General features: G+C 42.5%; 11 protein-coding genes and 2 pseudogenes. 7 read left to right on the forward strand and 6 right to left on the reverse strand.

Annotation, left to right across the window (positions count from 1 at the left end):
• From R7E78_RS17025 to R7E78_RS17035, 3 genes and pseudogenes are all read left to right on the forward strand, one after another.
• Positions 1-656: pseudogene (locus tag R7E78_RS17025) on the forward strand (hypothetical protein); the annotation flags it as partial.
• 107 nt (positions 657-763) lie between these two features.
• On the forward strand, positions 764-1,624 hold the full coding sequence (locus R7E78_RS17030; protein WP_029809791.1) for a radical SAM protein: 861 nt from the start codon (positions 764-766) through the stop codon (positions 1,622-1,624).
• Positions 1,621-2,724 carry a phosphoribosyltransferase gene (locus R7E78_RS17035; RefSeq protein ID WP_033904269.1) on the forward strand — a complete coding sequence of 368 codons (1,104 nt, stop codon included), beginning with the start codon at positions 1,621-1,623 and terminating at the stop codon, positions 2,722-2,724. Before R7E78_RS17030 ends, R7E78_RS17035 begins: the two co-directional genes overlap by 4 nt.
• Positions 2,725-2,839: 115 nt before the next feature.
• Here the strand turns inward: R7E78_RS17035 and R7E78_RS17040 are convergent.
• A pseudogene (locus R7E78_RS17040) lies at positions 2,840-2,953 on the reverse strand (osmotically inducible protein OsmC); the annotation flags it as partial.
• Positions 2,954-3,155: 202 nt separating this feature from the next.
• Here R7E78_RS17040 and msrB point away from each other — a divergent pair.
• Positions 3,156-4,298, forward strand: coding sequence for a peptide-methionine (R)-S-oxide reductase MsrB (gene msrB, locus R7E78_RS17045; RefSeq protein WP_258670558.1), 1,143 nt, complete (start codon positions 3,156-3,158; stop codon positions 4,296-4,298).
• A gap of 33 nt (positions 4,299-4,331) precedes the next feature.
• On the forward strand, positions 4,332-4,478 hold the full coding sequence (locus R7E78_RS17050) for a DUF2256 domain-containing protein (protein WP_005374142.1): 147 nt from the start codon (positions 4,332-4,334) through the stop codon (positions 4,476-4,478).
• A 61-nt stretch (positions 4,479-4,539) separates the two neighbouring features.
• Here the strand turns inward: R7E78_RS17050 and R7E78_RS17055 are convergent, their stop codons facing one another.
• From R7E78_RS17055 to R7E78_RS17065, 3 genes are read right to left on the reverse strand one after another with little or no spacing between them, the layout of a single operon-like run.
• Complete coding sequence (locus tag R7E78_RS17055; RefSeq protein ID WP_017819732.1) at positions 4,540-5,247, reverse strand: SDR family oxidoreductase; 708 nt, start codon at positions 5,245-5,247, stop codon at positions 4,540-4,542.
• Entirely contained in the window at positions 5,247-6,791 is a 1,545-nt protein-coding gene (locus R7E78_RS17060) for a cryptochrome/photolyase family protein (protein ID WP_318058091.1), read from the reverse strand. The genes R7E78_RS17055 and R7E78_RS17060 overlap by 1 nt, the downstream gene beginning before the upstream one ends.
• Positions 6,791-8,143: a DASH family cryptochrome gene (locus R7E78_RS17065; RefSeq protein WP_213987155.1), complete on the reverse strand. Its 1,353-nt coding sequence runs from the start codon at positions 8,141-8,143 to the stop codon at positions 6,791-6,793. The genes R7E78_RS17060 and R7E78_RS17065 overlap by 1 nt, the downstream gene beginning before the upstream one ends.
• A gap of 349 nt (positions 8,144-8,492) precedes the next feature.
• Between R7E78_RS17065 and R7E78_RS17070 the strand changes: the two genes are divergently transcribed.
• Positions 8,493-9,506 (forward strand): GGDEF domain-containing protein, encoded by a 1,014-nt coding sequence (locus R7E78_RS17070; RefSeq protein WP_318058092.1) that lies wholly within the window; start codon positions 8,493-8,495, stop codon positions 9,504-9,506.
• 90 nt (positions 9,507-9,596) lie between these two features.
• Here R7E78_RS17070 and R7E78_RS17075 read toward each other — a convergent pair whose 3' ends face one another.
• Positions 9,597-10,175: a malate synthase gene (locus tag R7E78_RS17075; protein ID WP_005374156.1), complete on the reverse strand. Its 579-nt coding sequence runs from the start codon at positions 10,173-10,175 to the stop codon at positions 9,597-9,599.
• A gap of 174 nt (positions 10,176-10,349) precedes the next feature.
• Here R7E78_RS17075 and R7E78_RS17080 point away from each other — a divergent pair, with 174 nt between their 5' ends.
• Entirely contained in the window at positions 10,350-11,906 is a 1,557-nt protein-coding gene (locus R7E78_RS17080) for a DUF3612 domain-containing protein (RefSeq protein WP_318058093.1), read from the forward strand.
• Between the two features lie 387 nt (positions 11,907-12,293).
• Here R7E78_RS17080 and R7E78_RS17085 read toward each other — a convergent pair whose 3' ends face one another.
• A complete protein-coding gene (locus tag R7E78_RS17085) occupies positions 12,294-13,649 on the reverse strand; it encodes a diguanylate cyclase (RefSeq protein ID WP_318058094.1) in 1,356 nt (451 codons plus the stop codon).
• Positions 13,650-13,742: the final 93 nt, after the last annotated feature.

Here is a 13,742-nt window from a genome sequence, read left to right on the forward strand (position 1 = left end):
TGAAACTCAGTATATTGTATAAAAGTCGGTCAACTTTAGGAGGTTTGGTTTCTCGTCTGAATTACGCAACAAAGCCCTTTGACTCTGAAAAATTCACAACTCTCGACATAGCCTATGCCAATAAAGCTAACGTATTCGTTTTGGACAATGAGGCAAACCATGAATCCGAGCTTAACGGTAAACTGGCCGTGAAATGCTACTACCGACAACCTTACATGACCAAAGAATTGACCATCGCTCACAAGTGGGTTTCAGAAATCGTGGACTTCTCTATGCTTAGTTTTGATGAGGCTACTAAAAAAACGTACTTCGTAGATACTGAACAATTGAGAATGCAGGTAATCGAACAAATTAATGATGAAAAGCTTAGACACCAAATCGAACAGCAAGAAAGAAATCGAGCCAGAGAAACTGCCTTACAACAAGAAAGAGATACACAAGAGCGACTTAATAAGTTAGAACGCTTGTATTCAAATTTTCATGCACCCAAAACCTACAGAGAGAAAGCTCATCGAAACCAGAAACTATCCTCCGTACCAACGTCGGTCAAATCTGCTGGTAGCGCCTCAATCTGCCGAAAGTGCATGAACATAGGAAAACCTCGAAAAATGGGTAGATTAACCGTTTGCAGCAGATGTGGGCATGAAATCGACTAAAAACTAACTAATGAAGGCTTACCTATTCATATTCGTAGTCATTCATATATAATTCCAATAATACCAAAAAAATTTCATCTATAAGTACCGCATTGTAAGGAAGCAACTTGAAACAAGAAAAGCAAACAAATAGTTTGGCAAATAACTCTACATCCAGAGTAAGAAAAGTGGCAAACGTATTTTCCGAAGGAATAATTAGAGAGTTAGAGATATCGGTTAACTCTCAATGCAACCTAAACTGCATTGGTTGTGGTTTTAATGTTCCTAACCAATTATCTCCTTACAATAAATCAGGTGTAGATGAACATATATCTGCATTAGTAAATTTAAAAAAGTGCGGAATAAAAATAAATAAAATTGTTATTGCTGGCGGCGAAGCAACACTGTTTAAAGATCTAAACTCTACTATTATAAAGATAAAATCGCTGAACATATCAAATGAAATTGAATTAGTAACAAATGGTTTATATCCAAAAGGTGTATCTCCTGACTTACTTAACGTCTTGGATAGCATTGTTATAAGTGACTATATCAAAACAAATGCTTTCGAATCAGCATGGATTGATTTTCTTCAAGGCCATAACTTTAAAGGTAATGTTGATTTTAGACGCAAAGATGCTTGGGATGATCTTCTTTCAGAGGTTTTTAACAGCAAAGAAGAAACCGCACGTCATTGGCAAACATGTTTTTATAGAAAGTTCGATGTTACGTTAGAGCGCAGCCGTATTTTTAGTTGCTCTCGAATAGCTAAAAAAGGTTGGGATGATCAAGGTTTTCTTATTGATGAAAGCACTACGTCAGAGCAAGTTATCAACTACCTATCTGATGATAAACCTAAAGAAGCTTGTTATTCATGTGCAACAATAAACAGAGAATCAAATATTAAGGTTGCATTACAAAGTTCAGGAAACTTAGAAAGAATAGCTGACAAATCAATACAATATTTAAACGAGAACAATAACAAATGAATAACAAGCTTTACTTCGTAGTTGGATTAGAGGGATCTGGTAAAACCACAGCAACAAAACTTCTTGCTGATAGTGTCGAGGGTGGTGTAGCAGTCCAAACATCATCTCGTTTAATTTCTTTCTTAGAACAAGAAAATACATCCATCAAAGAAATAAACACCCTCTCTACACAGCAACGTGAAGAAATCATTAATAGATTTCACTATCAATTATATTATGATAAAGAAATAAACATATTTTCATTTTTTGATGGACATATGTTTGTGGATAACATTGAAAAAGGAATAAGAATTAAAGCTATGGCTACTGAAAACCGTTCAGTTAGTGATGGATTGATTTTTCTTAATGCCTCATCCTTTCAAATCAACAAAAACATTACGAATGACAATATAAATCAAACACGTTGTCGAAATGTAAAAAAAATAAATAAACTTAAAGAATTATCTGAAATTGAGTTTCAAGCAGCAGAAGATTATTGCTTAAAGAACAAACTTGATTTTGGTTTTTTAAATGCTACTGATAATAACGGGGAGTTTGCAAGTAAGCGTTTCTCTGACATTACATTTTTAAACCACTATTTATTGCCTCAAAATGAGGAGTTAAGAGATAAGTACAAAGATCAGTTTGATTTCGGTCTGAAACCATCATGCCTGAGAGAACGTCACCTTGATATTGGTCGGTTAATAGAACACTCTTTCCACACAAAGATCGATATCAGTAAAGATAGCTACCAAGTCATTTCAATGGATCGCTCTGGTAACTTCATTGCAAATGGTTTTGTCCATAACTTCGATGGACAATACTCTACATACCATCAGGGATGTAGTGCTATCGACTTAGTTTCTATGGATAAAGACCTTATTATCATCGACTCAGTAATTGATACTGGTGCGACAATTGAAGACATAGTGGGAAGATTTCCAAGTAACTACAACAAACAGATCCATGTTATCTGTCTATGCATCAATATCAAATCACTTCCTAAGCTACAAGCTCTTAGCAACAAAGTTACTTTCCATTGCTTGGGTTTTTCCAATAAAGAGGATAGACCTACTGGCAAGAAAGACATGGGTGCTCGTTTATATGGTACAAGCAGCTAAATAAAGGACCTTGATGCTTCGGTTGAGCCATTCTTTGGAGTGGCTCTCATCCAGTAAAGAGACTGTTCAATTACAGAAAGTTAATTAATCGTTAAATTTCGGACACCCTGCCATCTTCCATTGGGCTTGGTGCGGTTGCACCACCATTGCCATCCATCACTACGGAGTGGCCCGACTGAGATTGCCCAAGGAATTTAAAATCTTCTATCCATTTAACTTCAGCTTGCATGATTTACCTCATTTAGCATCGCTTATTCAAGGCATCGTTGCCCTTACTAGCGGTGTGTTTCTTGTCGATACTTTAGCTCTATCGCATAAAAGGGCAACGGAATTTTCAACATTACCGTAATTTTTTCGCTCGGTTACCTTTCTCTATACGTAACACTTTTTATTTAAGTAACACTTTCTACAAAAATAACGATGAGGTAGCTATGAAGAATATGTCTAAGTTATTGGCCGGTTTCTCCTTCGCACTTCCAGTCTTGTTTCTACTATTGAGTACAACAGGTACCGCCGATACGATGGATAAGCTGAAGGCTTCAGAGAATACAAGAATCGCAACGCTAGCTGGCGGTTGTTTCTGGTGTACAGAATCGGATTTAGAGCAACTGCCCGGCGTAATCGATGTTGTATCAGGTTATTCAGGTGGTCATATTGAAAACCCGACTTACCGCCAAGTCTCTTCTGGTAAATCTGGTCATATTGAAGTGATTGAGGTGAAGTACGATCCTGCTGTCGTGAACTACGAGCAAGTGCTGGACTACTTCTTCCGTCATATCGACCCTACCGACGATAAAGGTTCATTTGTTGACCGTGGCCCTCAATACCGTCCAGCGATCTTCTACCATAATGCGGAGCAAAAACAGATTGCTAAGCAGTTTATGATGGAAATCGACAAGGCGATGATCTATCCAAAACCGTTGAAAACAGAGCTGATCGAGTTTGAAAAGTTTTACCCTGCGGAGTCGTACCATCAGGATTACTACAAGAAGAGTAGCTTGAAGTACAAATACTACCGCTACGCATCAGGTCGCGATAAATATCTCGACGAAGTATTTGGTGAAGATCGAAAAGAAAGTCCTAAAACACTTCGACAGTTGATTGAAGAAAAAAAGCTGCTTTCGAAAGTGAAAGCGTACAGTAAACCTGCTCAGTCTGAAATCAAATCAAACTTAACAGAGCTACAGTATTACGTGACGCAAGAAGAAGGCACGGAGCGTCCGTTTGATAATGAATACTGGGACAACAAAGAAGCGGGAATTTATGTGGATATTGTGACCGGTGAACCGCTATTTTCTTCTACTGATAAATACAAATCTGGCACAGGTTGGCCAAGCTTTACTCGACCAATTAACCCGGGTTACATCGTGGAGAAAACCGATTATAAACTGCTCTACCCTAGAACGGAGATCCGCAGTAAGTTTGGTGATTCACACCTAGGTCATGTGTTTAAAGATGGTCCGAAGCCGACGGGATTACGCTATTGTATGAACTCTGCTGCGATGAAATTTGTACCTGTGAACAAGATGGCGAGTTTAGGCTACGGCGATTACCTGTACCTATTTGATAAGTAGTTTTAACCAAATTAGGAGTGAACATTCAGCGCGATGAAAGGTTTTAAATCCAACCTTCCCATGAAAGTCTGTCCGGTCTGTCAGCGCCCATTTTCTTGGAGAAAGAAGTGGGCGCGAAATTGGGAGGAAATCGTTTATTGTTCTGAGCGTTGCCGAAGAAATAAATCAACGAAAACGTAGGTCACTCCGACCCTCTCTGGAGTATGTTATTTCATTTGTATTAACGTTTGTACGCGTTCTCTTACCAAGGTAATAACGTCCCATCATAAGCCCAAAACGCCCCGCTATCTTGCGGGGTTGCTTTTTCTATCAAGCCTAATAAATCCTTAGCAACTCGCTCTGGCGTGAACAACTTTCCCTCTGGGACATTGGTTTGAAAAGGTGCCGACAAAGCGGTATCTGTGGTGCCAGGGTGAAGTGAAAGCACCGTGCCATGTTTGACCACTCTTTGCCATTCGATCGACATGGTTTTTAGGAACATGTTTAATGCGGCTTTCGATGCTCGATAGCTGTACCAACCACCTAACTGATTATCGCTAATGCTGCCAACTTTGGCCGAAATGGTCGCAAACTTGGGTGCAGTACTGCGCTTTAGCTTGGGCGTGAAGTATTTTGCCAACAGTAAACTTGGCAAAGTATTAACCGTGATGGTTTGCTGAAAGAAGTCTGCGTCGAGCGAGCTAAGATTCTTCTCAGGACCTTTCTCTTGGGTGTGCAACATACCAACACAGTTCACCAACCAATCGACGTGTTCAATCTGCTCACTGAACGCTTTTACCTGCTCGTCTTGCGATACATCCACTTGATGCCAAACGACATTTGGGTGTTGCCAATCTGGTTGCTGCTTACGATAAGTGGCATGCACGCGAGCTTGAGGAAACCGAGCTGCGGCTTCTCTCACCATCGCCAAACCAATTCCACCATTGCCACCGACGATGAGTATTTCCATCACAAGTTCTCCACGTTTTCTATGTAGTGCTCTGCGGTATCAAGAATCGCTTGGCGTTGTTGTTCTTCCATGTTGTCCCAAGAGCGGAAAATCATCCCGATTCGTGGATTGGCTGCGAGGCGCTTGTCGTGTTTGTTCATAAAGCGCCAATAAAGGCTGTTAAACGGACACGATCCTTCCCCACTCCTCGCCTTATTGTCGTAATGGCAACCCTTACAGTAGTCGCTCATTTTGTTGATGTAAGAACCACTCGCCGCGTAAGGTTTGGTGCCAACAATGCCGCCATCCGCAAACAATGCCATGCCACGAGTGTTCGGCATTTCGACCCATTCAATCGCATCAACATAGATACCGAGATACCACTCATCCACTTGGTCTGGATCTATCTCGGTTAGCAAACAAAAGTTACCTGTGACCATCAAACGTTGGATATGGTGTGCGTAGGCATAATCGAGGGATTGACCAATCGCATTGCGCATACAGGCCATTTTGGTTTCGCCATTCCAAAAGAAGTCTGGCAGCTTCCTTTCTGCGCCCAACTCGTTCTTTTTCGGGTAATGAGGCATGTTTGTCCAATAGACGCCTCGGATGTATTCTCGCCATCCTAAGATTTGGCGAATAAACCCTTCGACTTGAGAAATGTCGATATCTGCGTTGGAATGAAATGCCTTGAGTGAAGCATCAATGACTTCTCTCGGGTGCAGCAATTTGCTGTTAAGCGAGAATGAAATTCGGCTGTGATACAAGCTCCACTTAGCATCGTGCTGGCCTGTCATGGCATCTTGAAAACGTCCGAATAACGGCAGACAAACTTGGCAGAAATGCGCGAGTAAAGACAGGCTTTGCGCGCGATTGATCGGCCACAACAAGTCTCCTTCGAGGTTTCCGATGGTTTTGATGTCATGTTCTGCCAACCGCTCAATAATGCCGTGGACGTCGGTACTGAACATCAAAGGTTGTGGAAGTTGTTCAATGTCTTTGGCTTTGAGCTTGTTACGATTATTGGCATCGTAATTCCATTTTCCGCCGACAGGCTTTCCGTCTTGCATCAAGATGTCGAAGCGCTTGCGCATACGGCGGTAAAAGTGCTCCATCATGATGTGTTTGCCTTGAGGAAACTGCGATTCTATTTCCTCAAACGGTAACAAAAAGTGTTCCGAATCGACACAACGCGTCACGACCCCATCAAGCTTTAATTTGGCTAACTGCTCTAGCAGACGGTATTCATCCGGGCGTTGATATTCAAACTTACTTGCACCAACTTCACTCGCGTAGTGTTGCAAGACTTGCTCAAGATCGTCGAAGGATTGTGTGTCATCCAATGTGAGGTGCAGAACTTGGTGACCTTCACTCTGACGCTCTTTTGCAAACTGTTCCATTGCAGAAAAGAACGCACACACTTTCTGAATATGATGCGTGACGTAAGTATTCTCTTGCTTGAGCTCCGCAATCAGGTAAAGCACTTGCTCATCCGGTTGCTGAAACCAAGAGTGCTCACTGTTAAGTTGATCGCCCAAGATCAATCGTACGGTTTCAAATTGCATTACGGTTTCTCCGATGACGAAGCTTTGTCACTGCTGCCCATCACAATCGGCCAATCGACCATGTCTACACTATCCAAATGCGCGCCAGGACAACGACCTTGCCACCTATCGATGAACTCCATGTGCGGATCGTACATTTCGGTTTGCTTTTCGAGGTTGAATTGTCGTGAACCACGCGGATCAGCACCAACGCCCGCTAGGTATTGCCAATTTCCCCAGTTTGATGCCACATCGTAATCAACCAGTTGTGACTCAAAGTACGCCGCGCCATAACGCCAATCGAGGCCAAGTTCATGCACCAAACAACTGGCAACTAACTGTCTGCCACGATTCGACATATAACCCGTTTCATTAAGTTGGTGCATACACGCATTGACGATAGGAAATGGCGTTTCACCTTTCTTCCATTGTTGAAAACGGTGCGCGTAAAAGCTGGTGAGTGGTGCTCGATTTTGGATGCCACCGAATCGGAAGAGCTGTCGCTTGTGTCGACGGGCATACCAATAAAAGTATTCACGCCAAAGCAGTTCGAAGTAAATCCAGTAGGTTGAATCATTTGCACCATTCTCCGCTTCATAACGTTTCAACATGGCATAAATAGTTTTCGGAGAAACGCACCCATGAGCTAGCCAAGGAGAGAACTTGGTGGAGTAATTCATGCCATCTAAACCATTGCGTGTTTGTTTGTATTCACTGGCTAGTGTGGAAGCAAAATACTGGCGACAATGTTCAAGCCCGCGGCTTTCTCCACCATGAAACGCAGCTTTTGTGTCAAAGTAATATGCAGTAACGGAAGGAAGATTCACACCTAAGGGAATTGGAGGTAACGAACGGACACTCTCGTGGGGCCGAGAGATGTCTGAACCTTCAACTTGCTTTCTAAACTGCGTGAAAGTGGTAGGCAGATTGCTCAAGTCAAATGGTAGTTGTTCTTCCCTTAACAGGGTCCGGATTGTTTGCTGTTTTGTTTTTACATGAGAAGCGCCTTCAGCTACGCGATCTAACGCTTGTTGCTCATCCGAACCGGGAAAGGCGTCAGCATATATGTGTGTGACGCCGAAGCGATTAACAGCATACTTGATTGCTTGATCGGGCGTCAGTTCAACCGCCCATAATCGCTGACCAAGGTGATTCAAAGATTGATTGAGTTCACTAAGCGATAAGTCGAGAAACTGCAATTTCGCACGCCCGAAAGAGGCTTCCTGCGCAAAGTGATGCAAGTAAGGCGTCATTGAAGGGTAGCAATACAAGCAAATTAACTCGTCCATTTCTACACTGGCGCTTTTCAACAGTGGGTTGTCGTGCAATCGCAAGTCGTTCGTGAACCAATAAAGTCCTATTTTCTTTTTCAATTCGCACCCTCAGATGTTAATTCTTCGTCTACGAGTTCTTTTCACGGAGACCCTGACGTTAAGCATTTTGATTTACTTGCTTTTATACGAAAACGAGAGTTTGACGATCATTAGGTTACTAACGTTCACACGGAATCCATTTGCTGGATATCTCAAAACACGCAATACCACCAAATTCCTGTACATGTTTCATACTGATATTTTATAAAATTTGAATCCAACGGTATTGATCACGATCTTAATCACTCATTTTCTATATAAACCATGCAAAAGTGATAAAAATTAAAGCGACATTAGTTAATATCCGTTAATCTAAGCCCAATCCCATTTTGCTAGTACCATCGCAGAAATGACCGACGAGTTTAAGAAATCAACCGCTAATTTAAAAAAAGCGATCCCACTGATGATCAAAAACCATGTTGCTGCCACGCCAGCCAACTACGCGCTTTGGTATACCTACGTTGACAAGACCATTCCAGAACTCAACTTTGAGTTAGACATGGTGTTAGAAAACTACGGTATTTGCCCGCCAGCAACCAATAAACAGCTTTACAACAACTATGTGGCCAGCAAAGCAGAAACCAGCCTTGAAGATCTTAGAACCAATGTAGAAGTTCTGCTACACGAAGTATCCAGTTCAATGAGCGATACGATTTCAGATACTTCCTCCTTTTCCGAGATGGTAGACAAAAGCTTTAATAAACTGGAAAAAGTTGAGGACAATAGCCTAAGCATTGAAGAAGTGATGGTGGTGATTCGTCAACTTGTCGCAGAGTCACATGAAATTCGTCACTCAACAAAGTTTTTGAATAGCCAATTGACTAACGCGAGTGAAGAAATTTCTCGCCTCAAAAACCAACTGGCTGAAGTACAGCAAGATGCGTTGTTCGATGGTTTGTCAAACCTATACAACCGCCGAGCATTTGACAAAGATCTCTCTTCACTTATTGCATCAAATCAGGCAATGACCTTGATCATGCTTGATATCGATCATTTCAAATCATTTAACGACAATTACGGGCACCTTTTTGGCGATACAGTATTAAAAGCCATTGCCCGCCGGCTACAACAAAGCTGTCGAGATGGGATATGTGCGTACCGTTTTGGTGGTGAAGAATTCGCGTTAATTGTACCTAACAAATCTCTGCGAATTGCTCGCCAATATGCAGACACACTACGCCGGATGATAGAAAAACTGCGTATCAGAGATAAGCGCTCAGGCACACAAGTTCACAGCATTACCGCTTCTTTTGGGGTGGCAGAGTTTGAGCCTGGTGATACGCCTGAAGCCTTAATCAATAAAGCCGATAAACAGCTTTATGAAGCAAAACAACTCGGTCGTAACCGCGTGATGCCAATTTAAATAAACTGGCTAAGCGAAAACGACTTTTATGATAAAAAAGAAAACCCCGCGCTGTAAAGTGCGGGGTTTTTGTATCCAATCATGAGTATCTTAATCGACGCTGTAACAGTAACTTAGAATGTAGTCGTCACCATTTTTTGCGGTATATTCTTTATCTTCACTGCATGCCATCGGCTTACCTTTTTTGTCGCCTTTGATTAGGCTTATCCAATGGCGCATCGCGGTTGGTGCATTGCCAGTTAGTTCAGGATGAAACGTCGTGCGAGTTTCCAATTGAATATCGTCAATGTCCACTAATTCCACGCAACCAGTGCCTTTGTGACAGCCAAACAGCACTTCTACATGATTGCCCGAATCATCTTTAAACAAAATCGACTTTGGATCTTCCTTTTCACCAGTGTACGCCACAAAATGTTTCGGGCTTTTCAGGCCGCTATGCGTACCGTCTTTGAAGTAAGCCAATACATGGCGATAATCAATTACGTAACTTGATACGTCTTGGTGCGACCCGTTCTCCAATGGGAACATGCGGTCAAGCAGTTGCTTCGCTTTTACTTGTTTCTCACTCTGCTGCTCGGCACTTACCGCTTCGACGGCAAATACGGCTTCAGCGATAAATGGGCGTTGTTGTTGTTGCATCTCTTTTTTATCGAAGTTCAGCATATTCATCGTCATATCCTCGCACTTAAAAACTCGTCCTAGAGTAAAAACTTAAATCCTTTATTTAAGTTTCAGGCAATTCTGTGAAGTGGATGGTTAATTTCCTTGCCTGCTCATTATGTAGACTAGCGAAATATTGACTACAATTTCACAACAAAAATTTTACAATGTGAATTTTACAAAATGTCTGTGTCAAAAAGCCTTATTCGTCAGTCTCATTTTCTTGGTACGAAAATTCGTAATCTAAGAAAAAACAACCATTTAACGATGGAGGATTTATCTGCCCGTTGTGTAAGAATTAATCCAGAGTACGCTCCTTCGGTTTCTTACCTTTCGATGATTGAGCGCGGAAAACGCGTACCGAGTATCGATATGCTCGAAGTGATCGCGGAAGTTTTTCAAAAAGATCCGGCGTGGTTTTTAGATGATGAACCCGAATTAGAAGCCATCACACCCAACAAAGGGAATCGTGGTGGGATTAGTGGCATGGCGCTGGAGCCGAGCTTCCTGTTCTCCAATGATATTCTTCAAATCGCGATACCAGAAATGCTCTCCCAAACAGGTATCACAGGGCGTCAATTCGCCCACTTACTGATCCGCGCACACCAAGAGAACCACCAAAACCATTTCCCAGACTTAGAACGGGCAGCGGAAGAAGTGGGCTTAAAGCGACTTAATCTGTCAGTGGAAGATCTGATCGACATTGCAAAAAGCATGGGGTTGGATATTCGCTGGGTAGACCGAGCGCCACAAGATGTGATTGATGAACTGGGCGTCAGCGCCAAACAGTTGATTACGTCTTTCATGGAGCCACCTGGGACTATTTATCTCAATAAACGAATGCGTGACTATCCAACCCGATTGAAGTATGACTTGGCGGTATATATCGGCCATCGAGTGCTCCATAGCAGCGATGCAATGAATAACGTTTTATCTATCGGGCATCAAAACAATTGGGAGCAAATGGACAGCCCTGTGTCGAACTCTGAACTCAATTCGCAAGATATCCTGCAAGCTTGGCGTGATTTTGAGTCCAGCTTCTTTGCCGGTGCCCTACTCTGCCCCAAAGTACCCTTTCGTCAGTTGCTTGACCGTTCTGGTTACGAGATTGATGTTCACAAAAAGGCGGGGGTTTCTCCTTCCGTTGCAATGCGTCGCATGACGGTGGTCTCGCCTTACCCTCATTGGCACTATTTTGATGCCTATGGCCCTGGCAAGTTAAAAGCCGTGTATCGCGGAAATGGTATTCCATTGCCTTGGGGCAACATGCGCAAAGTGAACGACCCTTGCCAGCACTGGGCCGTATTACGACGCCTTTCCCAGCCTTTGGATACCAGTTCAGCGCAAATTTCGATTTTAAATGTTGGCGACGAGCCACGTATCTACTGCTGCGAATCGGTCAACGTATTTGATCCTGCGGGGAATAATCGCGTGCTATGTGCCGGTATTGATCTTAACCCTGCCATTTCTGCACAAGGTGGCGATGCCGTTTCCATAGCGGAAGAACTTAAGTCCCTTTGTGTCGCTTCCGGCGGAAGTAGTGTTATTCCTCCCCACATCAAAAAAGACTTAACGACTATCGCTAAGATATTAAACATCAACTGGATAGAGCGCGGGATTCAAACCCAAGCAAGGTTGATCTGCTCCAGAGGGGCGGTTTGTCCAAGACAACCTAGTTGTTACAGCAAGTGCGGAGAAGCTGATGAGACGGGCAACGACGTGAATATCATCGGTCTTTAGAAAGAAAAAACGCCAATCACAATATACGTGATTGGCGGTATATACTTGTGAACAATTTGTATTCACTAACAACGTCAGTTGGCTAGGTGACCCTCGGCTTAATAAGGGTCACTCTAAATAAAGCACGATGCGTGCCAACTTTAAAAAAGCCGTTTTTTAGTAGATCCAGATGCATATCGTTGCTTTATTAACCATTAATTTCGCAAACTGCATTTGCAAAATGCAACATTATGCAAATATGCCACTTAATGCACTTCTAATAACGACTCTCTCAGCAAAGTGTCTGTGAACATATGAAGTCACATATTCTTGTACCCAAATGATGATGAGATTTCGGGCTCCCAACTTTACCATTCTTCTAACCCCTTATTGAAACTGGGTTCAGGCTCATCCGCCATGCTTTTGTTGATACATTCTCTCATCGGCTAGTTTCATCATTTGCTCAGAAGATGACATTTTCGGGTCAAATATCGCGTACCCAATACTGGCTTTCAAATAGATAAGCGTTTCATCGTAAATGACGGGCGTCGAGCATAGCGCTAATCGAAGTTTTTGTAGAAGGGACTGAACATTTTCTTCCGTTCCTGGGTGATGAACTACAACTAAAAACTCATCACCGCCCATTCTGGCTACGATGTCTGATTTACGCAGAGAGCTTTTTACCCTTTCAGCCGTAGCGATTAAAACTTTGTCACCTGCGTCGTGACCATAGGTGTCGTTAATGTGTTTAAACCTATCTAGGTCAATATTAATTAAGGCGAAGCTATAACGCTTTTTATAACGTTTCGCTATTTCAAACTGCTGCTTGTAAAACTTCATAAAATAGCGACGGTTTGGTAAATGCGTGAGTTCATCGTGTAAAGCTCTGTCATCTGCAATGGTATACAGTCGATAAATGGCGAACAGCGCGAGGCTAAGTGCGAATATAATGGGATAGCCGATTACTCTAGCTAAATGCAACTGATGCCAAGAGATTTGGCGATCAGCTTTGCCTCCAGAGAAAACCACCATACTCCACCCACCATAAGGAAAATGAACCATCTCTTTTGCATATGCCATGCTATTTACACTTTGCGCGCCAAAGAAAGCATCACCAAATGAGCCACCGCTATCGTAACCACGGATCATTAAAGGGTAGCGATACGAGAAATCAATTACGCCGGTTTCTCTCATCAGAGCATCGAAATCAATCACCGCACTGATCACTCCCCAGTAGTCCTGATTCATTGGAGGATCAAGAAAAACAGGCACACGCACGATCAAACCTCGGCCACCTTGAATCAAAGTCACTGGCCCTGCGATGAAAATTTCTTGTACATCCTTGGCTTTTTGCACCTGTACCCACTGCTGTGGCACTGCGCGGTAATCAAGGCCGATTAGGCGCTCATTACCTTGGCGTGGAAATACATGACTAATTACATCATTTTTCGCGATACCGATGATTGTAATATGTTTACTTTTATTTAGGATTCGGTGAGCGGCGATGCTCAATTCTTCTTCTTGATTTTTAGGAAGTAACGTAATGAGTGTCGCTAAAGTACTGGCTTTGTAGATATCCGCCATAAGTACCGCTTCCAAATTGGAACGGAGAATGGAAAGTTGTTCTTTGGCCTCAACTTGAACTCGCTCTTTGTGAAGCTCTTGCTGGTTTCGATTTAACAGCTCGATAACCCCAATACACAAAGCGAAGAAGGTGAGGAAGAACAATGCAAAATAGCATCGTTTTCTGGGTAAATAACGCATTTTCTCCCCACAACTCGTATACAACTACGAGATTTTTTATTTATTGTTAAAAATTCTTATTATCACAAGAATAACCAATCATAATCAGAAAGG

This window comes from Vibrio sp. YT-19(2023) (genome assembly GCF_033337395.1).

Bases quoted from the DNA above. Each gene is read 5' to 3' on its own strand.
- R7E78_RS17035 (WP_033904269.1), top strand. From the start codon at position 1,621: ATGAATAACAAGCTTTACTTCGTAGTTGGATTAGAGGGATCTGGTAAA.
- msrB (WP_258670558.1), top strand. From the start codon at position 3,156: ATGAAGAATATGTCTAAGTTATTGGCCGGTTTCTCCTTCGCACTTCCA.
- R7E78_RS17050 (WP_005374142.1), top strand. From the start codon at position 4,332: ATGAAAGGTTTTAAATCCAACCTTCCCATGAAAGTCTGTCCGGTCTGT.
- R7E78_RS17055 (WP_017819732.1), bottom strand. From the start codon at position 5,247: ATGGAAATACTCATCGTCGGTGGCAATGGTGGAATTGGTTTGGCGATG.
- R7E78_RS17060 (WP_318058091.1), bottom strand. From the start codon at position 6,791: ATGCAATTTGAAACCGTACGATTGATCTTGGGCGATCAACTTAACAGT.
- R7E78_RS17070 (WP_318058092.1), top strand. From the start codon at position 8,493: ATGACCGACGAGTTTAAGAAATCAACCGCTAATTTAAAAAAAGCGATC.
- R7E78_RS17075 (WP_005374156.1), bottom strand. From the start codon at position 10,175: ATGAATATGCTGAACTTCGATAAAAAAGAGATGCAACAACAACAACGC.
- R7E78_RS17080 (WP_318058093.1), top strand. From the start codon at position 10,350: ATGTCTGTGTCAAAAAGCCTTATTCGTCAGTCTCATTTTCTTGGTACG.
- R7E78_RS17085 (WP_318058094.1), bottom strand. From the start codon at position 13,649: ATGCGTTATTTACCCAGAAAACGATGCTATTTTGCATTGTTCTTCCTC.